This is a genomic window from Halovibrio sp. HP20-59, assembly GCF_033052795.2.
Lineage (GTDB): Bacteria > Pseudomonadota > Gammaproteobacteria > Pseudomonadales > Halomonadaceae > Vreelandella.
This window is the reverse complement of sequence record NZ_JAWJUW020000008.1, coordinates 93,461-116,213: the sequence shown is the minus strand read 5'-3', so window position 1 is coordinate 116,213 and position 22,753 is coordinate 93,461. Positions and strand designations below refer to the sequence as shown.

The following is a 22,753-nucleotide window of genomic DNA, read 5'->3' as shown; positions in this document are numbered from 1 at the left end:
GAGCTATCGGCGGCTTAGGGACTTGCATCGGGTTGACTAGAAGCGGTGACCGGCATCATCCGGCTGCAGCGACGTCACGCCCAGCTCACCGGCGGCCTCTTCAAGCGATCCGGTTTGCGCCACTAGGGTGAGAATCGCTGCGTTGATCAATTCGTTGCCCTGCTCGTTACCGGGCGCGATCATCATATCGAACGCCATTGGCGAGCTTTCCGCCTCGGCCGCCTGTTTGATGGCATTGAGTCGTGCCATGGTGGCGTCAAGCTGCTCACTCAGAGTGTCGGCAAGTGACTCATCCTGTTGAGCCAACAGGTCTTGCAGAGAAGGCCCCTCCACGACGCTGCCATCGAGGCGCTGATAGCTGCCAGTGTAGATATTCTGAACACCCTGGCCGTTATAGTAGTGGGAGTTGTGGGTATTGTCGCTGAAGCAGTCGTGCTCATCCTCAAAAGAGTTCGCTTCCAGAGCAACTTTCAAGCGCTCACCCGCCAGCTCACCCAGTGAGAGCGAGCCCATACCGAATAGCATACGGCGCAGGCCTTCCTGGTCACTTTCCGCCAGCAGTTCCTGGCGATAGTTGCCCTCGGTTTCCGGCGCCCACTGGGCTACCATCCACTCAAGATCATCAACGAGCAGGTCGGATACCGCGTCCAGGTAGTTGCGGCGGCGATCGCAGTGGCCATGGGTGCAGTCGTCGCCGGTTTGGTAATCACTCACCGGTCGTTCGCCGTTACCCAGCTCGAAGCCATGCAGGTCTTGGCCCCAAAGCAGAAACTCGATGGCATGATAACCACTGGCTACGTTAGCTTCCGAGCCGCCGATTTCATTGAGGTCGGCGATGAGTTGTGGGGTAATCTCGCTAACATCCAGGCTTTCACCGCCCACTTCAATTTGCTCATTGGCGACAATATTAGCCGTGGCGCCTTCATTACCCAGCTCGTGTTGGTAGTCATCGCCTGCCACGTAATCAATCATACCTTCATCGAGCGGCCAGGCGTTTAATTGCCCTTCCCAGTCGTCGACCACGGCATTGCCAAAGCGGAATACTTCGCTTTGCTGATAAGGGATACGCGCCTGCAACCAGGCTTGCTTGGCGGCGTCCAAGGTCTGGGCGGTGGGGTTGGCCAGCAATTCGTCGATGCGCTCGTTCAACACTTCGGCAGCGTTGAGCGCATCGGCGTAATTAGCATGCGCCAGGTCGGCGTAATGATGCACCACGGCATCTGCGCTAACGGTATCGTCAGCAGCGATGTCGGTAGCAACGAAGGCAAAAGGCATCGCTGCGCTAAGCGCAACGATGCTAGCAAGCGGGCGACGGAGCATAATGGCGGGCATTACAGTGTCCTTTTAGCGATGGCGTTAAACAAAGCACTAACATAAAGTGCTGAAACGATAGGGCGTTGAAACAATAGAATGCTGAAACATTGACGCTGGGATCTCGTCTTGTGCTTACCATTGGAATGTAATTCATTAGCTCATGAGATTCAATCCTATTTAATCCCAGATAATGAGCGCTACTGCGTTAGATAACCTTTTTTTGCTTTACGTCACTTTTTTGCTGCCCTGGGAACACCGCTATGCTCGATTACAAACTGCTTCATGCCTTAGCAACCGTGGTCGAATGTGGCGGTTTCGAGCGCGCAGGCGACCTGCTGGGGCTTTCGCAATCGGCGGTTTCCCAGCGAATCAAGGCGCTGGAAGTGCGCCTTGGTCAGCCGGTGCTCATTCGTCATCCTCACTTAGCGCCTACGCCAGCGGGGCAGCGGCTGTTGACCCATTACCAACAGGTACAGCTGTTAGAGCGCGATCTGCGCGGCTCACTACCCACGCTCGACGACCAAGCACCGCGCCTGCGCATTGCCATCAATGCGGATAGCCTGGTCACCTGGTGGGCCGATGCCGTGGCCGCTATTTGCCAGGAAGAGGGGTTACTGCTGGACTTGGTGATTGAAGACCAGGATGTCGGCCTTAAGCGCTTACGCGATGGCGATGTGGCCGCCTGCTTGTGCGCCGCGCCGCAGCCAATCGCTGGGGCACGCTGTGTTGCGCTGGGTGAAATGCGCTATCACCCCTTGGCGACACCCAGCTATGTAGAGCGCTATTTTCCAGAAGGCCCGACGCCGGAAAGCTTTCAGCGCGCGCCAGCCATCGTCTTCGGCCCTCACGATCAGTTGCAGCATCGCTTTCTTGCCCAGTGCGGCTACCACGGACACTTTCCTTACCACCTCTGCCCCTCATCAGAAGGGTTTGCGCGCTTAGCCTCGGCGGGAATCGGCTACGGCATGATGCCGCAACGTCAGGTCGGTGAATTAATGGCGAGCGGCCAACTAGTGAGTATCGCCCCTAGCCATTTTTTAACCGTGCCGTTGTATTGGCATTTTTGGCGGCATAGCGGGCAGCTCATACAGCGACTAACAGAAAGGCTTAAACGTCTAACGCTTTAGCATCATAATACCTTAGGGCGGCGGAAAAACGACTACACTCAAACTACCATTAATGGACGGTGAGAACTTTGCTGCCCCGGCGATGATGGAAAGCCCACTCTCAAAACCACTTAGACAGCCAGTGGTGCCCCGGCACGGGAAAGGAGCCTAGTCAAAAGGGAACGGGGTAAAGAAAACCATTAAAGCGACCCCTATGCATTCTCGACGCTTGACGGCCGGTATTTGCACCGGTTTATTATTACTATTGGTGGGATGTTTTGTGCCGTGGGCGCATGCCGACACCCGGCTATCGGCCTCGCCCAGCCAGCCGAGTTATTCGCTTGCTCCCTATACCGCGTTCTGGCACGCCAACGAACAGACCGCAACGCTTAGCGAGGTGCTCTCTCAAGCGCCTGATTTTGAACAAGCCCATGACCCCGAAGACCTCAATTTTGGCTATACCCAGCAAGATGTGTGGCTGCGCACCCAGGTACACAACGACTCGCCGCAAGCGCAGCGCTGGATAGTTCAGTTTGAGTATCCATTCCTGGACCACGTTACCCTTTACACCCTAGCTCCGTCGTTTAACAACGTGCAGCGAAGCGGCAGCGCGGTTCCCGTTGAGCAGCGTGCGCTCGCCCATCGCCAAGCGGTTTTCCCACTGGAGTTAGCTGCGAACGAAACCGCTACGCTGTATACCCATGTCGCGGCCTCTGGCAGTAAAATGCTGAGTTACAACCTAATGACCCCAGAAGCGTTTTACGCTAAGAACGATCGCCACAATTTTTGGCTGGCCGCCTACTTTGGCATACTGCTGGCGCTTGGCCTCTACAATTTAATGCTGTTCTTTGGCCTAAAAGAACGTTTCTTCCTCTATTACGCTCTCTTCACGTTGGGTTTTACCGTCGCCATCCTGACCTTTAACGGCATTGGCACCCTGATGTTTTGGAGTGCCCTAGGCGACAATACATCACGCCTTGTCGCTATCGGGTTTACCTTTTCGTCTACCATGGGCACTTTTTTTGCCCAAAGCTTTCTTGACACCAAAACCTATGCCCCCCGCTGGCACCGTGCACTCACCTATTTTCGTATCTACTGCCTTCTTGCGCTGACCGCGACCCTGTTGCTACCTATTCAACCCGCCCTGCGGCTCATGGACGTGACCGGTTTTATGGCGGCGCTGCTGATGCTGGTTTGCGGCATTTACGGTTGGTCAAAGCAGATACCCAGTGCCCGTCTCTTTGTCGTGGCTTGGTCGCTTTTCTTGGTCGGGGCTGGCGCTTTCGCACTGCGCAACTTAGGTGTTTTACCGGCTAATTTTATTACCCTGCACGGCATACAGATTGGCTCTGCCCTGGAAATGCTACTGCTGTCGTTTGCACTAGCGGCCCGATTTAACAAGCTAAAGCGGCAAAAAGAGCGCGCCCAGGCGGACATGGTGATGACGCTCAAAAAACAAGAAACCTTGCTAGAGCAAAAGGTTGCCGCCCGCACGAAAGCACTAGAGCATTTAGCCCACTACGACGTACTGACCGGTTTATTAAACCGCCACGGATTAGCGTGCCGCGCTGAAGAAGCGCTGCAACGCAGCCGCCAGCACGGCAAACCGCTAGCGCTAATGATGCTCGACCTGGACCGCTTTAAACCCATCAACGACGACTACGGCCACGAGGCGGGGGATCTCGTTTTAGAAAAAATTGCCGAACGTATCATTCACCTGGCGCGCGCAAATGACCACTGCGCGCGCTTCGGCGGCGATGAGTTCGTCATCATTATGGAGAATATCGAACCTGACGATACCCTCACCACTATTCAAGTACGCCTTGAACAAGCTATCCGCACGCCCATCACGCTCCCCTGCGGCAAGCAAGTCAGCGTGGGCGTCAGCATAGGGGTAAGTACTAACCATGAGACGCAAGCCTGCACGTTGGCGAGCTTGTTACGCGAGGCCGATAGCCATATGTATGCCATAAAGTCATGCCAAGTTGCCGCTTGCTATCGCTACGGCTCGACGAATTCCTAATCGTTAATCAAACAAACTCATACGCTTCATAACGTTGTCGCGTTTTATTTTCCAATGGAACATTGCGCCAGCGACGTGCAGTACCACCAAGCCTAAAATGACCCACCCCAGCCGTTCATGCCACATGAAAAGTTGCTCAGACAGCTGCTCACGCTCACTTATCAAGCCTGGCAAATGCCAATGAAAAAACTCCACCGGAAACCCGCCACTTGCGGTGGCAGCCCAGCCCAATAAAGGCATGACTATCAGCGCCAAATAGAGCAAATGATGCACGCTGGTACTAACAATACGCTCGAACGCATTCAAGGGCGGCTCGTGGTCGGGCACCACGAAAGCCCAGCGGGTGATAATACGCAGCGTCATCAATATAAGGATGGTTACGCCTAGCGTTTTATGGCTGGTATACAACAGGTTGGTAAGCGTATTGCCCACTAGCGCAACGGCTCGTTCAAAGCCCAGAAAGCCTAGCGTTAAACCGCTAGCCAATGAGAGCAGCACTGCCCCCGCCACTAACCAGTGAAGTACCCGATGCGGGTAGATATAGTGATCCAGTTCGTGCATGCAGCGCTCCTAGCAACCATTTATTTGTCTTCATTCTAGTCAGTAACATTGCCTTGCGCTGCTTAAAGCATCGCCCTCGGCATTACGGCTTTCCTAGCCAGTCACTAATCTACTCTATAGCGCTTCGGTTGGCGCCGCTAGCTGCTCACGTATTAACTCGCCCAAACGCCGCGCTGGCTCGGAAGGTCGGTGCGGCGCCCGGTGCAGCGCCAGCTCAATCATCGGCAGTGCGGGCAGGCCGCTACTCTCATCCAGCGGTCTTAATGCGGGTGTTAGCATGCTACGGGTAACCACCACGATCGCCAGCCCGGCGGTCACAAGCGGCGCCAACCCTGTCATGGACTGGCTGGTATAGGCAACGCGCCAGTTGCGCCCAGCGGCTTGCAACGCCTGCTCGGCCACCTCACGGAAAACGTCTGCCCCTGGTGAGTAAAGCGCCAGCGGCAGCGGGTCGCTGAGCAACGGCTGCCGGTCGACACCCACCGCCCACACCAAGGGCTCACGACGAATCACATCGCCCCCCGGCGAGTTGCGTTGCCGGGTCACTAGGGCAAGGTCCAACTCTTTGGCTTTGACTTGCTCCACTAGGTGCACGCTGGTGCCGCAGATCACTTTTAAGCCAACCGCCGGATAAAGTTGATGAAAATAAGCAAACACCGAGGGCAGTAGCGAGGCGTAATCTTCGGGGATACCCAAGGTGAGATCCCCCGTGACCTGACGTGCCTGCATATCGCTCCAGGCTTCGTCGTTAAGCGCTAATAAGCGCCGTGCATGGATCAGCAAGCGACCGCCTTCCGAGGTAAAGCGTATCCGCCGCCCTTCCCGCTCGTGCAGCGTGAGCGCTAGCTGCGCCTCCAACCGCTGCAATTGCATGCTCACCGTGGACTGGGTATACGCCAAGCGTTTAGCCGCCGCCGTCACACTGCCGGTGTCAGCAATCGCTACCAGCGTGCGCAATAGGGTGAGGTCCAATGTAGGTGCCCGCATACATCACCAGCCTTGATGAAAACTATCAAAAAAGATCGATATTGTGATGTGTTCACGACGAGTATGCTGCTCGGCACATGCACTAATCAAGGAGATCGCTCATGCATCCCGTTCACTCCCCCGTCATATTTCCACGTTGGTACAGTGTTGGCGCGGCATTAGTGGCCGTGATGCTTTGGAGTGCGGCACCGCTGCTAGCGGAGTTTGCTAAAGCGACGCCGCCCCTACAGCTAACCGCCGTTACGCTATTAGCCGGCGCATTAGCGACGCTGCCATTAAGCCGCCGCGCCAATGTGGCTGCCTGCGGCAAGGGCTGGCAGCTCAGTGTTTGGGTGGGTATTCCACTGCTGATTTTTGGCGCCGTTAGCACTTACTTTATTGGCATGCGGTTAGCCCCTGCCGCTGAAGCAGCGCTGATTACCTACACTTGGCCGGTGCTATTCGTGCTACTTAGCCAGTGGAGTCGTTTCGGCCGTTTGCGCCTTGCGGGTATTTTGGGCGCTTTGATTGCGTTTTCAGGCGCGGCGTTACTGTTAGTGCCACAGGCGATCAGCGGCGGCCTGGGCGGCGCCACAACAGGCTACGCATTGGCGCTTTTAGCCGCCTGCTGCTGGGCCACTTACTCCTGGCTGTGCCAAGCAGCACCGGTGGCACTGACACCGTTATTGCCTCGGCTACTGCTTATCGCTTGCGCTATCGCCGTGGCCGCCAGCCTGTTCCTTGAAGGTCACCTCGCCTTGCCTAGCAGCGAAGCCTTATTAGCAGGCATCGCGCTGGGATTAGGCCCTTATGGCGTCGCCATGGTCGCTTGGGATAAAGCGCTGCGCTGGGGGCATGCTAGCCTGGTGGGCAGCCTCGCCTACGGCGTCCCCATCTTAGCGGCGCTACTGCTGGTGCTTGCTGGCATGAGCGTACTCGATTGGCATTTACCCGTTGCCGCCGTGCTGGTGGTAGTGGGTTGCCTCAAAGCGGGTCGCTAATCAGCCTGAAAACTGGCTGCCTCACCAACTGAAATGCCCTTGCCGCGGGTAGCGACAGGGGCATTGGTTCCTGAATTCAGGCTTTAACCGTTCAGGCTAACCAGCAATTACAATTCCGGGGCGATATTCGTCGGTTGGCTATCAACGTCCAATTCAAATAAACCGCTCCCTGCAGCGCTAAAACCGCTTGCAATCACCGTATACGTACCAGGGAGCAACGACTCTTGCAGGCGTGAATCGGTGCCACCTGCGCCATCGTCGTCACTAGCCGCAACGCCCTGACCGCTAATTTCTAAAAAAGTATCGAAGTCTGAAGAGCGCATTTCTAGCGTGACTAACGAACTCTCTTCGACCGTCAGCTGATAGGTGAGTGATTCACCGCTATACCAACCGCTAAGCACCTCCCCTGGCGTGAGCGCCCCGTCGTTGCGCAGCTGCCCCTCATCCGGTAACTCATGCGGTTCCACCGAAAGTGTATAAACACCGTTGCCGTCGCCGAAGGCGCTGCGTGCCGTCAGTGTGTAATCACCTGACGCCAAGAAATCGGCAATGCGGGCGTCTAAATTACCGGCGCTGTCGTCGTCTTCACGGGTGTAACCATTGGGTCCTTCAACTTCTAGATAAGCATCGAAGTCGTCAGAGCGCATATTGAGTTGGTAAAGCCCAGCCTCGTCAATGGTCAGCGATATCTCGTGAGCGTCACCTTGCAGCCAACTATCGACCGGCTCACCGACAGCGATCGTGTCGGCCTGGGTAAGCTCAACAGTACGGCTTTCGACGCTAAACGGGCCGTAACTATGGGCATCGGCACCGCTCACCACCACCATGTAGTCACCGCTTTCGTCAATACGATGGCGAACGGTAGCTGCATTATCGAGCAGCTCTAGCTGGTCATCATATAGCGCCACAACGCCTTGTAAGGCACCCGCTAAGGAAATTTCCACGACCTCACCTTCGTCTAGTGAGATCATATAGCGCTTGAACCGGCTGCCATCGTTACCGTTAAGCTCACTCGCTGAGGTTATTTCCCCACGCAGGCGTTCATCAAGCGTGAGTTTTTCTAAGCCTACAAGCGCCCCAGCAAGCGGTGGCTGCTCAGCATCTCCAGCTTGCTCGCTTAGCGCCTCTTCCGCGGGTTGCTCCGGCAGCGGGACCACCTGAGCAGCGAGAAAGCCAACGGCCACGCCGCCAACCGCTACTAAAATAAACCCCAGCGAAGAAGATTTAGCCATGAACGTGTCCTTAACCAGTCGTAATAATAAATTTAATTAATCAAGCCGAACCGATTGTAAAGCGCCAACGCCCTTCAAGTTAGGGCTTGATGAAAAATAATGCTTTGCATATCACTGTTTATTGACGCCACTCATACTTGTCTTGATAAGTGGCTGAAACATAAGGGCACTTAAGCGAAGAGTAAAGTTCTTAATTTTGAACCTATTTGCGCCGATCTTCTCAAAGCTTGCTGACTGCCAACAACAACGTTACTATCGTAGGGCCTATTAGGCACCTCATCGAAGAATGCGAATTCGCAATACTCAACCCTGAGGTAACTCCCATGGGAGCTCACACTAGACTACTCCGAACGATTTGCTTGGCAGCGCTAATAATAAGCAGCGCTGCCAACAGTGCATTGGCACATGACACGTCGACGCAAGAAGGCGTCGCCTCCTTTTACAGCGACCGCTTTCAAGGCCAAACCACTGCAAGCGGCGAACCTTTTGACCAACAGGCGCTGACCGCTGCTCATCCGAGTCTGCCTTTCGGCACCAAGGTACTGGTCACGCGGGAAGATACCGGCCAAGAGGTAGAGGTTCTGATTAATGACCGTGGCCCCTTTGTGCAAGGGCGCATTATTGATTTATCCAAACGCGCGGCAGTCAAGCTTGGCATGCTCCGCCGCGGTACGGCACCGGTCATGGTCACGCTACTGGATTAACGGATAACACATCCTTGGTAGGTGTGTGATACCCCTTAGCCTCAGCAGGTAATTAAATAAGCGCTGTAATAGTACAAAATAGGGCGGCCAGCCATGGTGCGTCCTATTTTTTTGTCTGCTTTTACACAAGGGCATTGGCGAACTTGCAAGCAGGCTAATAGTCTTTATGCTGCACTGAGTTCAATACGCTACGTGTCCACAGGAGGCAATAATGCAAACACGCTTTTATACGCTCACCGATTACCCCAAAGGTCTGCCTAAGCGCGACCTCTTTAAGTTAGAAACGCAAACCCTGCCCGAACTGGCCGAAGGCGAAGTGCGCATTCGTAACCGGTGGCTGTCTGTTGACCCTTACATGCGTGGCCGTATGAGCGGCATTCGCACCTACGTGGACCCGTTTGAAATCGGCAAACCCATGGAGGGCGGGGCCATTGGCGAAGTAATCGCATCACGCGATGCGCGCTTAAAAGAGGGTGACATCGTTAATCATATGGGCGGCTGGCGCGATATCGCCCAACTGCCTGCGGAAGGCGTCACGCCACTGCCCGACATTGACGTTCCCGAGCAGGCCTACCTGGGCGTATTGGGAATGCCCGGCATGACCGCTTGGACCGGCCTCAACGTCATTGCCGAATGCAAGCCTGGCGATAACGTTTTAGTCAGTGCCGCCAGCGGAGCGGTAGGTTCACTCGCCGTTCAACTGGCCCGCGCGAAAGGCTGCCACGTCGTGGGCATTGCAGGCGCTGCACATAAGCTGGCCTGGCTAGAATCGCTCGGCGTCGAACCCGTGAGCTACCGCGACAGAGATGCTTATGAGCTTAGCGACGCTATTCACCTTGCCAGCCCAAATGGTATTGACGTGTATTTTGAAAACGTTGGCGGCGACTGCCTGGAAGCGGCACTCAGTCAGTTGAACGAAGGCGCGCGCATAGCGGTATGCGGCATGATCGATAGCTACAATGCCGAGCAACCCACGCCTGGACCTCGCAACCTTGTCCAGTTGGTGATGCGCAAAGCCAAAATGCAGGGCTTTATCGTCACCGACCACTGGGACCACTACCCTGAGTTTTTAAAAGAAGTGGCCCCGCAAGTGGCTGAGGGCAAGCTCACCTATAAAGAGACGGTGAAAGAAGGCCTGGAAAGCACCCCAGACGCCTTCCTGGCACTGTTTGAAGGCGGCAATACCGGCAAGATGCTGGTCAAGCTATCGTCTTAAGAGCGCTTTCTTAAAAGCAACGCCTTCAAATAAGGCGACTTAAGACTCCCGCTGTTTCTCCCTGCTGCGGCGATAAATACGTCGTGGCAGGGTGCCCGCCTAATATAAAAGAATTAAATCGTTAGACCAATGGCGAATTGATAATTAAAATCATTGATAATCAAGGTGTGCTCTAACCCATCGGCGCTGTCGATGGGTTAGCGCGCGTTGTGGGTTCGGCGCTTGGCCACTGGATTAAGCGCAGCAACACATCAATGAAGGGACATCTCATGGAAGGAAGTACGCGCAATTACCGCAAATGGCCGCCCGTCATTGCGGGCCTGCTGCTATTCGTCGCGGGCCTGGCGCTGGCCGTCGGTGGCGGCAAGCTACTCAGCCTGGGCGGCAGCGCCTACTACTTAATTGCCGGGCTTAGCATTATTGCCTGCGGCATTTTACTCGCTATGCGCCGTGGCGCCGCACTCTGGCTCTATGCGCTGACGCTTTTTGCAACGCTTGCATGGGCGCTTTGGGAAGTCGGCCTGGACTGGTGGCAACTAGTCCCCCGCGTTGCCATCCTCAGTTTGATCGGCATTCTGCTACTGCTGCCCTGGTGGCGTAAACCGCTGCGCTCAAAGGGCGGCAGTCTAGCGCTAGTGGGCAGCATTGCGGCCGCCGTTATCGTCGCCATTGCCAGCCAATTTAGCGACCCCGGCAGTATCGAAGGGTCGCTGGCCAATAACCGCCAAGCCACAGCCGAGAGCGTTAACCCTGCCCAGGTGGCGGGCGATGATTGGCCTGCCTATGGCGGCACTAACGCGGGCACCCACTACTCCTCGCTTGAGCAGATCACGCCCGACAACATCGGCGAGCTTGAAGAAGTCTGGCGTATGCAAACCGGTGACGAAGCAGGCCCTAATGCGCCCCCGGAGATCACCAATCAGAATACGCCGTTAAAAGTGAACGACAGCCTGTATATCTGTACCTCCCATAGCCGCGCGATGGCGCTTTCCCCGGAAACCGGTGAAACTCTATGGTCGTTTGACCCCGAGATTAGCACCATGGGGGCGGATGACTTCTCCGGCTGGGCGCACATGACTTGCCGCGGCCTCGCCTACTACGATGCGGCCAGCTATGCAGCGACTGAGAGCACGCCTAACGACGAAGCGGCGCGCTCTTTCGATATCTTCGATGACGGCGATATTTTCAGCCTGGATCTCTCCTTCCTATCTCTACTATTCGGTGTTGAAGAAAACGACAGCACGCAGCTAATGATGGTCAGTGAAACCGACGTTATGTGCCCGCGCAGGCTCTACCTGCCCACGGCGGATGCGCGCTTGATTGCGCTGAATGCCGACACGGGCGAGCGGTGTGCCAGCTTTGGCGATAACGGCGAAATCGATCTGACTAACAATATTGGCGAGTTCTCTCCAGGTGGTTATTACTCAACGTCGCCCGCCACCGTGACCGAAAACCTGATTATTCTGGGTGGCCATGTCACCGACAACAGCTCTATTGATGAACCGTCCGGCGTTATCCGCGCCTTTAATGTACATACCGGCGAGCTGGTGTGGAACTGGGATAGCGGCAACCCTGACGACACCGATCCATTAGCCGAAGGCGAAAGCTACACGCGCAACTCTCCTAACGTGTGGGCGCCAATCAGTGTTGATGAAACGCTGGGTCTCGTTTACCTGCCGATGGGTAACGCTACACCCGACCAATATGGCGCCGACCGCAGCGAGAATGATGAAACCTACAGCGCTGGCCTAGTCGCTCTTAACCTGGAAGATGGTCAGGTCGAGTGGGTTTACCAGTTTGTACACCACGACCTGTGGGATATGGATACACCGGCACAACCAGTGCTCATTGATCTAGCCACCGATAACGGCACCCAGCCTGCGGTTATTCAGCCAACCAAGCAGGGTAGTCTCTATGTGCTGAACCGTGAAACCGGCGAGTCGATTGTGCCCATCGAAGAAGTGCCCGTGCCACAGGGTGCGGTGGAAGGCGACTGGACAGCCGAGACGCAGCCGCGCTCAGCGCTTAACCTGCTGCCACCACCGCTCACCGAGCGCGATATGTGGGGCGCCTCACCGTTTGACCAGATGATGTGCCGCATTCAGCTCAACTCTTTACGCTACGAGGGCCAATACACGCCGCCTTCGCTGGAAGGCAGCATTGTCTATCCTGGCAACGTGGGTGTAATGAACTGGGGCGGTGTCGCCGTTGATCCTAAACGCCAAGCCCTCTTCACCGGCGCTAAATACCTAGCGTTTGTGTCTACGTTAGTGCCCCGCGATCAAGTCGAAGAAGGCCAGGGATCGGCGAGCGAACAGGGTCTGCAAGCCAACGCGGGCGCACCCTATGCCGTGGAACTTGGCCCGCTGCTCTCGGTACTCGGCCTGCCCTGCCAAGCGCCCTCCTGGGGTGATGTGGCCGGTATCGACCTGCAAAGTAACGAGGTGGTGTGGAAGCACCCTAATGGCACCACCCGTGACAGCATGCCGTTTGATCTACCCATTGGCTTGAACGTCGGCGTTCCTGCGCTCGGCGGCCCGCTGACGACTGCTGGCGGAGTGTCGTTCTTGAGCGGCACGTTGGATCAGTACCTACGTGGTTACGACATCACCACCGGCGAAGAGCTGTATAAAGCGCGCCTACCGGCAGGCGGCCAAGCGACGCCGATGACGTATACCGGTGAGGATGGCCGTCAGTATGTGGTCGTCACAGCGGGTGGTCACGGTACCTTTGGCACCAAGATGGGCGATTACGTGATTGGTTACGCGCTACCGGAAGATTAATAGCGCCAGCGCACCACTAACGTAACGAAAAACGGGCGGCCTCAAGCAAGAGGACCGCCCGTTTTTACGTTTGCAACGCTTTAAAAACTGACTTCCACGCCACCGTAAACGCTGCGCCCCGGGGCAGGTTCGTAGAAACGCCCGTATGAGCCGTTCAAGCGCACGTTGGCATAGTGCTCCTCATCCAGCAGATTGCGCACACCGACGTAAGCATTCAGCCGCGTGTCGCCACCCAACTGCCAGCCATCTCCCACTCGCAGGTTCACTAGCCAGTAGCTATCGACCTCTGTCTCGTTGGCATTGTCCGCGACCATATCGCCCACGTACTGGGTTTCCAGGGTCGCAAAGCGCTCATCCAGATTCTCCCAGGCAAGCTGATTCACCCAGGTTTGCTCAGGCAGGCCGGGGATGCGATTGCCATCAAAGCTCTCCGCCTTTGTGGAAAAACGATCAAACTCATAGCGAGCTAGCGTTAAGGCGCTATCCAGCCGCCACTGGTCGGCTAATTGCCAGCCCAACGCCAACTCAATGCCGTCGCGGTCGGTATCGCCCGCATTTCGATAGAGAGTGCGCCCCCCATCTTCTTCGTAAGGCACCAACTCATCGCGGACACGCACCGAAAACAGCGCCAAATCGTAATCCATCGACAATGCTTCAACGAAGCCCCGAAGCCCTATCTCACGGCTCCAGGATTTTTGTGGCGACACCGAGGGATTAAAACCGCCGCCCGAAGGGTTAGCAAACTCCGAGAACGCGGGGGTTTCAAATGCCGTGCCGGTGTTGATATAGGCCTGATGCTGCGGACGATAACGGTAGCTTAGCCCCGCCGAGCCGCTCCACTCGTTGAAGGTTTGCTCCTCACTTTGGTCGCCATCGTTCTGGTAGCGATCATCTATTTCCAATTCAACCCGGTCAAAGCGAGCGCCAAGCGAGAATGTTACCTGCTCGGTCAGCGCAAGATCGCCCTGGGCAAATACTCCGGCCGAGGTTGCTGTTTGGGTCTCTTCCGCCAACTGCCTGCCTACCACACCCTGCGAATCAACATCATTCCTAAAGCGCTCATCGTCTTGGCGCGCCACATCAACACCGCTGATGTAGCTTAGCGGCAGGCTACCCAGGCTGATTTCATGGTGAAACTCGGCACTCGCGCCCAGGTAATCACGCTGATAGCCGATGCGGCTGCCTGACCCATGCACAAATGGCAGCTGCTGCTCAAAATCGCGCTGAGAAATAAAGCCTTTTAGGTAAAGCTCACCGGTGCCGACGGACAAATCTTCGTACTGTAGACCCAGCAACTGTTGATCGACGTTTTGCCCAGCGTCTAGGGCGAGCGAGTTAGGCGCGGCTTGATCACGCCCTGCGGCCACTTCTCCGGCGTTCAAAGCACCGGGGTCTTCAGAACGCGGGTTATCGAGCAGATTGATGATTGCGGTTAACGCGCGGTCGCTGCCTAGTTCGCGCCGCAGCTTGGCATTCAGCAGGTACTTTTCTGTGGAACTCTGTTCGCGGTAGCCGTCTACATTGAGCGCCGAGAGGCTCACATGGTGCGACCAATCCCCCTGGGCGCCGCCGGTTTGCAGCGACGCTTTGCGGTAGCCATCGCTGCCCGCTCCAACACGCACGCTCGTCCCTGGGTTATCGCGCCCATCGGCGGTGGTGACATCAATCACCCCACCCGCTGCATTGCCGTAGAGTACTGACGAAGGCCCGCGGATCACCTCAATGCGCTCAGCGCTGTCCAGGTCAATGGCATCTAGCTGCGCCTGGCCATCCGGCAACGTATAGGGAATACCGTCGACCATGATGGTAATACCACGCACGCCAAAAGGCGCGCGTGCGCCAAAACCACGAATGGAAATTCGCTGGCCTTGGGCAAAATTATCGCGGTTCTGCAGGAACACCCCTGGTACGCGCACCAGCGACTCATCCAGCCGCACACGCTGCTGGCCCTGAGCAATGGCCTCGCGGTCGAGCGTTGAAACCGCGGCGGGCGTAGCGTAAAGCTCTCTGGACAAGCGTGGCGCCGTGACTTCCAACGTGGCCATCGTACTGTCACTCGTCGAGCTTTCCTGGGCCCAGCTTTGACCTGAAACAAAACAGCTTAATAAACAAAAAGACGTGGTGGTTACTTTTAGCACAAGGCCCTCATCAATGACTGAAGGTGAAACGGATGGCGAGATTGAACGATCTTTTACTCGGCTAGTCGCATAGGGACAGCTAAGGTATGGATAATATTTTTGATCGTACTTAAGGATAGCACCTAAAACAGTGCCTACACTTGTACCGTTACCCCAATGAAAGCAAAGGAGGCTTCATGGCGTTTACCGCGACTGATCCAATCAAGATGATTTTTGCCGTTATACTTCCCCCACTCGGCGTATTTTTTGAGGTCGGTTTTAAAGGACATTTCTGGTTGAATATTATTTTAACGCTGTTTGGTTTCGTGCCAGGCATCATCCATGCGTTTTATGTGATATTGAAGCATTAGGGTTTGATCGAAACGTGTAAAAATGACGCCGCCTAAGCTAACGCTTAGGCGGCTTTTTTACGTATTAACGTGGGCTGGCATGGCGACGTTTGTGCAACTCATGAACGCGTTCATCCAGCTCAGCGATGGGGCCTTCTACCTTGATTCCAGGCGCAACCTGTTGAATAGGCAAGGTCGCGACAGGCGGTGGCGCGACTCTCATATCCCCAAGCCAGCGACTCAACTGCTCGGATGAGCTGACATAAACAATCTTCCCGAGCCCAACCCAGCCATGGGCAGCAGCGCACATGGGGCAATGTTCTCCTGAGGTATAGACCGTCGCCAGTGCTCGCGCCTCTGGCGTCATATGCTGAGCAGCCCAGCGCGCCAGGGCGAATTCGGGGTGCTGGGTAGAATCCCCACCAGCAATGCGGTTACGGTCTTCCGCCAGTACCGCACCCTCTGCGCTTACCAATACGCTACCAAAGGGTTCGTCACCCGCATTAAGGGCTTCTTCGGCCAGTTCAACGGCACGGGTTAAGTAAGCAAACTCTTGATCATTTAACATGTGCGTTCCTTATAGTAGCTAGTAGCCATTGGCCCACTGCATTTACCCCTTTGCCGCCGCTGGCGCTTCTTCGACAAGCTCTTCTTGCAACGCCTCTCCTTCACTACGGGCTATCACGGAGGTGCCGACCAAGTCGCCTGTCACGTTTAGCGCCGTACATCCCATCCCCACCAGTGCATCAATCGCGGTGAGTAGCGCGACAGTCTCAATCGGCAGGCCCACTTGCGCAAACACCGTGGCAATCATGATGATTCCGGCCCCCGGCACCCCTGCCGTGCCCACCGACACTAGCGTACCGATTAACACTATTTGCACCATACTAATAAAATCTAGCGGTGCACCAATCACGTTGGCGGCAAATACTGCCGAGATGGCTATACGAATCGCCGCCCCATCCATATTTAAAGTAGCCCCTAACGGCAGACTGAAACCATAGATGCTTTTGGGAATTGCTAAGCGGTGGGCAGCATTCACCGTTAGCGGTAACGTACCCGAGCTACTTTGGGTGGCAAACGCTGTGGCCATTGGCGTGCGCGCCTCACGGAAGAAAGTACGCAGCTTCACGCCAAACAGCCGCATGATGCCGCAATAAATCAGCAGCTGGGTTGCCAGGGCGATATACAGCACAACGACCATATCACCCAATGACAGCAGCGTTTCTAGACCTTGTTGGCTCACCGTTTCAGCGACAATCGCAAACACGCCGATAGGCACGTAGTGCAACACCCCCGACATCACCTTTAAGGTGACCTCGTTGAGCGCTTCAATCACACCGTAAAGCCGCTCACCCATGGCATGCTGGCGCTCAGATTGACGCATTTTTAACAGCGCAATACCAAATACCAGCGCCGTAAAAATAATGCCCAGCATATTAAGCTCGGTGAAAGCGCCGATAATATTATTGGGTACAATATTCAGCAGCGTATCGACAACGCCAGGATTGTCGGGCACAGAGAAATCAGCGCTCTCATCCAGCGTCATCCCACTGCCGGGACTAAACAGCGTAGCGACGGTTAACCCCACCATGATTGCCAATGCTGAAGAGGCTAGGTAATAACAAAACACCTTGCCGCCAACGCGCCCCGCACTGCCCTCTCGGGACTGGTTTACCCCCACCATCAGCGTAAACAATACGATGGGCACAATCAGGAACGTGAGCAGCCGCAGCAGCAAATCCCCCAGCGGCGCTAGCCAGGCAGCCACCGTCTCACCGCCAACAAGCCCAACCGCAACGCCCAGCACCAGCGCGACAGTGACGCGTAAAATCAACGATGCCTGAGCATAGGCCTTCCATATACGAGTCATTTGCGTCCCTACAGATTTGAAGAAGTTGGTAGGTCTAATTTGATAAGCCTACACCACACCTTATTAGTGTGGCACAGCGATATCGACCCAGTGAGTAGGTGGTAGCAAAGCAAGGCTTGCCCGCATGGTGCAAACGGGTCGACTTGATATACTGGATGGGCGAAGTTTGGGTGATCGCCTTGTCGATCTGCGGGAAACGCCTGACATGACGACCCACTTAAGACGAAATTTTTCAGGAGTGCCAATGAACGCAATCAACCCCAACAAGCTGCACCACAGTAAATGGACGGCGGCGCATCCGCTTAACAAAGAAAAACACTTTATGGTGACCCAACTACTGCGCGATGAAGAAGAAAACGTAGTGGACGTGGTGATTGAAGCGATCCACTCTCACCGCGAAATCAGCCTTCCCTGGCAGGCGTTAAAAGACGACAGCGTGTGGAGAATGGGCTGGCAATAGAGACGCTCACAGGACTCAAAGGAAAGATAACCAAGAAAGGCTTTGACACCTCGAACAATTCGTGACACTGTAGCGTCAGTTGGTTAGCAAGCAAGCATGGTTTCAGAAGTGTACGAAAAAGATTTAGAAATGTACGAGATAGACGTGTACGAAATCTTTCGGCAAGCCTGTAATTGTATTCCTTGTTTTATCCGCTATTAATCTGGGTGATACCAGGAACTTTACTAAGCGTATTTGCGCGAAAGGATTTTATTATGTCTACTGGCACAGTTAAGTGGTTCAACGATACTAAAGGCTTCGGTTTTATTGCTCCTTCTGACGGCGGCGATGACCTGTTTGCCCATTTCTCTGAAATTCAAGCAGACGGCTTCAAAACCCTGCAAGAAGGTGCTAGCGTTTCTTTTGACGTTACCCAGGGCAAGAAAGGCCTTCAAGCTTCAAACATCAAGCAAACTTCTTAACATTTATTGTTAACAGTTTGCCCGAACCTTTCGAGGTTCGGATAACAAGGCCCGCTTATGCGGGCCTTGTTGCGTTTGGCTACACAAAAGTTGCGCTTGAAGTGTATGAGCGCTGCGTTTGAGGGCAACTAGAGACGTCGCCACTGCACCACCCGCACATCCACTGTCACCACCAGCTCCTCAAGCGCCGCTGCGCGAGCACGCCCTTCAGCGCTGGCCCGGTAAAGATGCGGCGTCATCGCCAATAGATCGGCAATTTCGTTACTTCCATTGAGTGCAAGCGAGTAGCTTACTTTCTCGCTGTTATGGTGGTTAAAACCTTCGGGTGCTTCCGACTCACTAGAACGCTCAGCTTTTAACGTAGGGTAAATAATCTCTCGCAGTTCCCGCAAGTGATTGGGCCCCGCCTCAACTTGTAGCAGCACGCCACCGGTTTTCAGCACACGGGCAAACTCGCTAACCACCGGAAAGCCAAACATGCACAGCACGCTATCCAGCGTTCCTGTCTGCACCGGCAAGTGCGCATTACTACCCACGACCCAGCTGATTAGCGGTGCCTGCTTAGCATCCTGTTTTGCTGCGGCCAGTACCGCCCACTTAGAGATATCCAGCCCCATCAACGAAAGTGGCTGCGCGTTAGTCGCCACGTCAGCTAATTGGCGAAGATAGTAACCTTCACCGCAGCCCGCATCCAGGCAGCTAAATGGCGGGTTGCCTGCCGTTTGACCCTCGGCATGGCTCAACACAACATGACTGACAGATTCGGCAATCGGTTGATAATGCCCTGCTTTAAGAAAGCGCTGGCGAGCGGCCACCATCGCCTTGCTATCACCCGGATCATGGGAGCGCTTTTGCTGCACAGGCAGTAAATTAACGTAGCCCTGCTTGGCTATATCAAAGCTATGCCCATCAGGGCAGCGCCACGTATTGCCCGCCACATATAACGGCTCACCATCCAGCGGGCATGCCAACGCTTGAAAAGGGCTTATGCTCATAGGCGTTTCATCATTAAATAAGAGAGTGTGGATAAAAAATGACCAAGAAAGTGCTGTTTAAAGAATACGATGACGCTCAAACACGCTAAAGGCTAACACACCATGCATCGACTGCTGCGCATACCGGGCGCTTGGCCCTACCTAGTGGCCATCTTCCTCAATGCCTTTGTAGATCTGGGGCACAAGATCGTCATTCAGAACACGATCTTCAAAAGTTACGATGGCGAAGCGCAGGTTGTACTCACCGCACTGGTCAACGGACTTATCCTGCTGCCGTTTATTTTGCTGTTTAGCCCGGCGGGCCATGTGGCTGACAGCTATCCCAAGGTACGTGTTCTGCGCACATCGGCCTGGGCCGCCGTCGTGGTCTCACTGGGCATCACCGCCGCCTACTACCAGGGCTGGTTCTGGCTGGCCTTTTCCATGACGCTGCTGCTGGCGATTCAATCGGCCTTTTACTCACCGGCCAAATACGGCTTGGTAAAAGGGCTCTTCGGCAAGCCGCGTTTGGCGGAAGCCAACGGGCTGATCCAGGCCGTTACCATTGGCGCCATTCTAGCGGGCACCGTGGCGTTTACCGCGCTATTTGAGACCTGGGTCTCACCGCAAGATCAAACCCCAGCGCAGCTGTTACGCCAAATAGCCCCCCTGGGCTGGCTGCTGGTGCTCAATAGCGCCCTTCAGGTGGTGACGCTTTACCGCCTTCCGCTTGATAACGCTACTCGGTCAGATACACCGCTGACCTGGCAGCGCTACATCAAGGGCACTGCCCTAAAAGACAATCTGCGAATTATCGCTCGCCAGCCTGTCATCAGGCTCTCCATTATCGGCCTTGCCACCTTTTGGTCAGTGGGCCAAGTGCTACTGGCGGCCTTTCCCGCTTATGCCAAAGATGCCCTGAGTATCGATAACACCTTAGTGCTCCAGGGTATTCTCGCCGCTAGCGGCATCGGGATTGCGCTGGGTTCTCTATTTGCCAGCAAATTTTCCCACAACCGTATTGAAACCGGCTTGATTCCCGTTGGCGCCGTTGGGGTGGCTGTGGGTTTATGGTGCTTGCCGCTGTTAACCACGCCCGTAAGCCAGGCGCTGAACTTTGTGTTTATCGGCATCATGGGCGGGCTTTTCATTGTGCCGCTTAACGCGCTGATTCAGTTTCACGCCGCCGATAATGAGCTAGGCACCGTGCTGGCCGCCAACAACTGGATTCAAAACATCGCCATGCTGGGCTTTTTGGTGCTCACGGCGCTGTTCGCGTTGGCGGGAGTGAATAGCCACTACCTGCTGCTACTGATCGCTACCGTGGCCATGGTGGGCGGTGGTTACACCATTGTTAAGCTGCCCCAAAGCTTGGTGCGTTTTCTGTTGAGCTTCTTACTGACTCGCCGCTATCGTGTCGACGTCCATGGCTTGCAGAACCTGCCCGCCCAGGGCGGCGTGCTGCTATTGGGCAACCATATCAGCTGGGTGGATTGGGCCATGGTACAGATTGCCAGCCCCCGCCCAGTGCGATTCGTAATGCTCAGATCAGTTTACCAGCGTTGGTACCTGCGCTGGTTCTTCAAAGCCTTGGGCTGTATTCCTATCGAACGCGGCAGCGGTGCCGAAAAAGCCTTGGCCGATGTGGCGGAACAGCTCAACGCAGGCGAGGTGGTGTGCCTCTTTCCTGAAGGGGCGATCAGCCGCACTGGTCAACTGGGCGAATTCCGCCGCGGCTACGAGCGCGCCTGTGAGATGGCGAATCCAGATGTCAAAATTGTGCCTTTTTATCTACGTGGCCTGTGGGGCAGCCAGTTCTCCCGCTCATCCAGCAAGCTTAAAGAGCTGCGCAATGCACCTCTACACCGCTCCTCGGTAGTGGTCGCTTTTGGCAAGCCGCTGCCCAAAGACACCTCTGCCGATGTGCTTAAACGGCGTATTTTTGAGCAGGCTACCCGCTCTTGGCAGCGGGCCATGGGCGAGCTCCCGAGCCTGCCTAACGCCTGGATTCAGAGCGTTAAGCGCCGCCCTAGCGACCTTGCCCTGGCCGATACGCTGGGCCGCCCACTCAACGCAAGCCAAGCGCTCACCGCCAGCCTGCTGATGGCCAAGCGACTTCGCAAGCTCAACCCCGGGCAGAACGTTGGCCTACTGCTACCCACTAGCAGCGCCGGGGTTATCACTAATATGGCCACGCTGCTGGCGGGTAAAACGGTGGTGAATCTTAATTACACCGCCGACCATGAAGCGCTGACCTCCGCCCTTTCCCAGGCGAAAATCGCGACCGTCTTCACCTCACAGCGCTTTGTGAAGAAGCTTGAGCAGCGCGGGCTCGACGTTCGCCAATTACTCAACGAAAAACAGGTGGTTTTTTTAGAAGACCTGCAAAGCACGATTGGCCGTGCTGAGCGCTTGAGTACCTGGCTTGCGGTGCGGATATTGCCGACGTGGCTACTACAGCGCTGTTTCTGCCACGGCCACGATGCCGACGCCACCGCCGCTATCCTGTTCTCCAGCGGAAGTGAAGGCGAACCCAAAGGCGTGATGTTGAGCCACCGCAACCTGATGGCCAATATCAAGCAAACCTCCGACGTGCTCAACACCCAGAGCAACGACGTGGTAATGGGCTCACTGCCGCTGTTCCACGCCTTTGGCCTTACGGTCACCCAACTGCTACCGCTGATTGAAGGGCTGCCGTTGGTATGCCACGCCGACCCCACCGATGCCCCCGGCATTGCGGGCGCTATTGCCAAGCACAAAGCCACTATCATGTTCGGCACCTCCAGCTTTTTAAGGCTGTTTGTACGCAGCACAAAGGTGCACCCGCTGATGTTGGAAAGCTTGAGGATAGTAGTTGCCGGGGCCGAAAAACTCGATGAAAACGTACGTACCAGCTTTGCGCTGAAATTCCATAAGCCTATTTATGAAGGCTACGGCGCCACGGAAATCGCCCCAGTCGCTTCAGTGAATCTTCCCGACGCCATGGGCGTTCATTTCCAACCGATCCAACGCGGCAGCAAGCCAGGCTCCGTGGGTATGCCGTTACCCGGCACCAGCTTCAAAATCGTCGACCCTGACAGCTTTGAAGAGCTGCCGACCGGCGAGGCCGGCATGATATTGATTAGTGGCCCGCAAATAATGCAAGGCTACCTTAATGACCCCAACCGCACGGCCAAGGCGCTCCACGAGGCCGATGGCCACCGCTGGTACATTACGGGGGATAAAGGCTTTATCGATGAAGACGGCTTCTTAACCTTGATTGACCGCTACGCCCGCTTTGCCAACATCGGCGGTGAAATGATCAGCCTCAGTGCCGTTGAGGCGGCAGCTAAGGCAGCTCTAGAGGATTCAGACACCACGCTGATGGCGGTGAATATTCCCGATAGCCGCAAAGGCGAGCGCATTGTGCTGCTTTCAGAAACAGCATTAGACGCCAAAACCATCAAGGCCACTATGCTCGCCAACGGTACGCCACCCATGATGATCCCCAGCCACTGGTTGACGGTGGAGACCATCCCTCACCTTGGCTCTGGAAAAGCGGACTTTGCAGGGGCGAAACGTTTGGCTCAAGCACTGGTAGAGGAATAATTGAGGCGTTAAAAGGTGATGCCT

The 22,753-nt window shown here is 55.5% G+C and carries 18 protein-coding genes; 10 read left to right on the top strand and 8 right to left on the bottom strand.

Annotation, left to right across the window (positions count from 1 at the left end; genetic code table 11):
* Nucleotides 1-36 precede the first annotated feature (36 nt).
* Nucleotides 37-1,332 (bottom strand): imelysin family protein, encoded by a 1,296-nt coding sequence (locus RZA33_RS11295; RefSeq protein ID WP_317507812.1) that lies wholly within the window; start codon nt 1,330-1,332, stop codon nt 37-39.
* Nucleotides 1,333-1,574: 242 nt separating this feature from the next.
* On the opposite strand from RZA33_RS11295, the gene RZA33_RS11290 reads away from it, so the two are divergent.
* Nucleotides 1,575-2,441 carry a LysR family transcriptional regulator ArgP gene (locus RZA33_RS11290; RefSeq protein ID WP_317507811.1) on the top strand — a complete coding sequence of 289 codons (867 nt, stop codon included), beginning with the start codon at nt 1,575-1,577 and terminating at the stop codon, nt 2,439-2,441.
* Nucleotides 2,442-2,634: 193 nt separating this feature from the next.
* Complete coding sequence (locus RZA33_RS11285) at nt 2,635-4,443, top strand: diguanylate cyclase (protein WP_317507810.1); 1,809 nt, start codon at nt 2,635-2,637, stop codon at nt 4,441-4,443.
* A gap of 3 nt (nt 4,444-4,446) precedes the next feature.
* Here the strand turns inward: RZA33_RS11285 and RZA33_RS11280 are convergent, their stop codons facing one another.
* The gene (locus RZA33_RS11280) at nt 4,447-5,004 is read right to left on the bottom strand and encodes a cytochrome b (protein ID WP_317507809.1); all 558 of its coding nucleotides are present in this window, start codon (nt 5,002-5,004) and stop codon (nt 4,447-4,449) included.
* A gap of 114 nt (nt 5,005-5,118) precedes the next feature.
* The gene (locus RZA33_RS11275) at nt 5,119-5,991 is read right to left on the bottom strand and encodes a LysR substrate-binding domain-containing protein (RefSeq protein WP_317507808.1); all 873 of its coding nucleotides are present in this window, start codon (nt 5,989-5,991) and stop codon (nt 5,119-5,121) included.
* A gap of 101 nt (nt 5,992-6,092) precedes the next feature.
* On the opposite strand from RZA33_RS11275, the gene RZA33_RS11270 reads away from it, so the two are divergent.
* The gene (locus RZA33_RS11270; RefSeq protein WP_317507807.1) at nt 6,093-6,971 is read left to right on the top strand and encodes a DMT family transporter; all 879 of its coding nucleotides are present in this window, start codon (nt 6,093-6,095) and stop codon (nt 6,969-6,971) included.
* 107 nt (nt 6,972-7,078) lie between these two features.
* Here the strand turns inward: RZA33_RS11270 and RZA33_RS11265 are convergent, their stop codons facing one another.
* Nucleotides 7,079-8,203 (bottom strand): hypothetical protein, encoded by a 1,125-nt coding sequence (locus RZA33_RS11265; RefSeq protein ID WP_317507806.1) that lies wholly within the window; start codon nt 8,201-8,203, stop codon nt 7,079-7,081.
* 323 nt (nt 8,204-8,526) lie between these two features.
* Between RZA33_RS11265 and RZA33_RS11260 the strand changes: the two genes are divergently transcribed.
* The 3 genes from RZA33_RS11260 (at nt 8,527) to RZA33_RS11250 (ending at nt 12,906) form a co-directional block, all read left to right on the top strand.
* Nucleotides 8,527-8,907: a septal ring lytic transglycosylase RlpA family protein gene (locus RZA33_RS11260; RefSeq protein WP_317507805.1), complete on the top strand. Its 381-nt coding sequence runs from the start codon at nt 8,527-8,529 to the stop codon at nt 8,905-8,907.
* A 211-nt stretch (nt 8,908-9,118) separates the two neighbouring features.
* On the top strand, nt 9,119-10,123 hold the full coding sequence (locus RZA33_RS11255) for an NADP-dependent oxidoreductase (RefSeq protein WP_317507804.1): 1,005 nt from the start codon (nt 9,119-9,121) through the stop codon (nt 10,121-10,123).
* Between the two features lie 269 nt (nt 10,124-10,392).
* Nucleotides 10,393-12,906: a membrane-bound PQQ-dependent dehydrogenase, glucose/quinate/shikimate family gene (locus tag RZA33_RS11250; protein WP_317507803.1), complete on the top strand. Its 2,514-nt coding sequence runs from the start codon at nt 10,393-10,395 to the stop codon at nt 12,904-12,906.
* Nucleotides 12,907-12,986: 80 nt separating this feature from the next.
* Here the strand turns inward: RZA33_RS11250 and RZA33_RS11245 are convergent, their stop codons facing one another.
* Complete coding sequence (locus tag RZA33_RS11245) at nt 12,987-14,951, bottom strand: TonB-dependent receptor (protein WP_317507802.1); 1,965 nt, start codon at nt 14,949-14,951, stop codon at nt 12,987-12,989.
* A 269-nt stretch (nt 14,952-15,220) separates the two neighbouring features.
* Between RZA33_RS11245 and RZA33_RS11240 the strand changes: the two genes are divergently transcribed.
* Nucleotides 15,221-15,394, top strand: a complete 174-nt coding sequence (locus RZA33_RS11240; protein ID WP_009722289.1) for a YqaE/Pmp3 family membrane protein — start codon at nt 15,221-15,223, stop codon at nt 15,392-15,394.
* A gap of 64 nt (nt 15,395-15,458) precedes the next feature.
* Here the strand turns inward: RZA33_RS11240 and RZA33_RS11235 are convergent, their stop codons facing one another.
* Nucleotides 15,459-15,941 (bottom strand): nucleoside deaminase, encoded by a 483-nt coding sequence (locus RZA33_RS11235; protein WP_317507801.1) that lies wholly within the window; start codon nt 15,939-15,941, stop codon nt 15,459-15,461.
* Nucleotides 15,942-15,983: 42 nt separating this feature from the next.
* Entirely contained in the window at nt 15,984-17,246 is a 1,263-nt protein-coding gene (locus RZA33_RS11230) for a dicarboxylate/amino acid:cation symporter (RefSeq protein ID WP_317507800.1), read from the bottom strand.
* Between the two features lie 244 nt (nt 17,247-17,490).
* On the opposite strand from RZA33_RS11230, the gene RZA33_RS11225 reads away from it, so the two are divergent.
* Nucleotides 17,491-17,706: a TIGR02450 family Trp-rich protein gene (locus tag RZA33_RS11225; protein WP_317507799.1), complete on the top strand. Its 216-nt coding sequence runs from the start codon at nt 17,491-17,493 to the stop codon at nt 17,704-17,706.
* A gap of 254 nt (nt 17,707-17,960) precedes the next feature.
* The gene (locus RZA33_RS11220) at nt 17,961-18,167 is read left to right on the top strand and encodes a cold-shock protein (protein WP_146876075.1); all 207 of its coding nucleotides are present in this window, start codon (nt 17,961-17,963) and stop codon (nt 18,165-18,167) included.
* Nucleotides 18,168-18,295: 128 nt separating this feature from the next.
* On the opposite strand, the gene RZA33_RS11215 is transcribed toward RZA33_RS11220, so the two are convergent.
* Nucleotides 18,296-19,162, bottom strand: a complete 867-nt coding sequence (locus RZA33_RS11215; RefSeq protein ID WP_317507798.1) for a putative RNA methyltransferase — start codon at nt 19,160-19,162, stop codon at nt 18,296-18,298.
* 102 nt (nt 19,163-19,264) lie between these two features.
* Here RZA33_RS11215 and RZA33_RS11210 point away from each other — a divergent pair, with 102 nt between their 5' ends.
* Nucleotides 19,265-22,729 carry an acyl-[ACP]--phospholipid O-acyltransferase gene (locus RZA33_RS11210; protein WP_317507797.1) on the top strand — a complete coding sequence of 1,155 codons (3,465 nt, stop codon included), beginning with the start codon at nt 19,265-19,267 and terminating at the stop codon, nt 22,727-22,729.
* Nucleotides 22,730-22,753: the final 24 nt, after the last annotated feature.

Coding starts and splice junctions, on each gene's coding strand:
- RZA33_RS11285 (WP_317507810.1), top strand. CDS start 2,635: ATGCATTCTCGACGCTTGACGGCCGGTATTTGCACCGGTTTATTATTA.
- RZA33_RS11270 (WP_317507807.1), top strand. CDS start 6,093: ATGCATCCCGTTCACTCCCCCGTCATATTTCCACGTTGGTACAGTGTT.
- RZA33_RS11290 (WP_317507811.1), top strand. CDS start 1,575: ATGCTCGATTACAAACTGCTTCATGCCTTAGCAACCGTGGTCGAATGT.
- RZA33_RS11210 (WP_317507797.1), top strand. CDS start 19,265: ATGCATCGACTGCTGCGCATACCGGGCGCTTGGCCCTACCTAGTGGCC.
- RZA33_RS11295 (WP_317507812.1), bottom strand. CDS start 1,332: ATGCCCGCCATTATGCTCCGTCGCCCGCTTGCTAGCATCGTTGCGCTT.
- RZA33_RS11230 (WP_317507800.1), bottom strand. CDS start 17,246: ATGACTCGTATATGGAAGGCCTATGCTCAGGCATCGTTGATTTTACGC.
- RZA33_RS11280 (WP_317507809.1), bottom strand. CDS start 5,004: ATGCACGAACTGGATCACTATATCTACCCGCATCGGGTACTTCACTGG.
- RZA33_RS11235 (WP_317507801.1), bottom strand. CDS start 15,941: ATGTTAAATGATCAAGAGTTTGCTTACTTAACCCGTGCCGTTGAACTG.
- RZA33_RS11215 (WP_317507798.1), bottom strand. CDS start 19,162: ATGAGCATAAGCCCTTTTCAAGCGTTGGCATGCCCGCTGGATGGTGAG.
- RZA33_RS11240 (WP_009722289.1), top strand. CDS start 15,221: ATGGCGTTTACCGCGACTGATCCAATCAAGATGATTTTTGCCGTTATA.
- RZA33_RS11260 (WP_317507805.1), top strand. CDS start 8,527: ATGGGAGCTCACACTAGACTACTCCGAACGATTTGCTTGGCAGCGCTA.
- RZA33_RS11245 (WP_317507802.1), bottom strand. CDS start 14,951: ATGGCCACGTTGGAAGTCACGGCGCCACGCTTGTCCAGAGAGCTTTAC.
- RZA33_RS11225 (WP_317507799.1), top strand. CDS start 17,491: ATGAACGCAATCAACCCCAACAAGCTGCACCACAGTAAATGGACGGCG.
- RZA33_RS11265 (WP_317507806.1), bottom strand. CDS start 8,203: ATGGCTAAATCTTCTTCGCTGGGGTTTATTTTAGTAGCGGTTGGCGGC.
- RZA33_RS11255 (WP_317507804.1), top strand. CDS start 9,119: ATGCAAACACGCTTTTATACGCTCACCGATTACCCCAAAGGTCTGCCT.
- RZA33_RS11250 (WP_317507803.1), top strand. CDS start 10,393: ATGGAAGGAAGTACGCGCAATTACCGCAAATGGCCGCCCGTCATTGCG.
- RZA33_RS11220 (WP_146876075.1), top strand. CDS start 17,961: ATGTCTACTGGCACAGTTAAGTGGTTCAACGATACTAAAGGCTTCGGT.
- RZA33_RS11275 (WP_317507808.1), bottom strand. CDS start 5,991: ATGCGGGCACCTACATTGGACCTCACCCTATTGCGCACGCTGGTAGCG.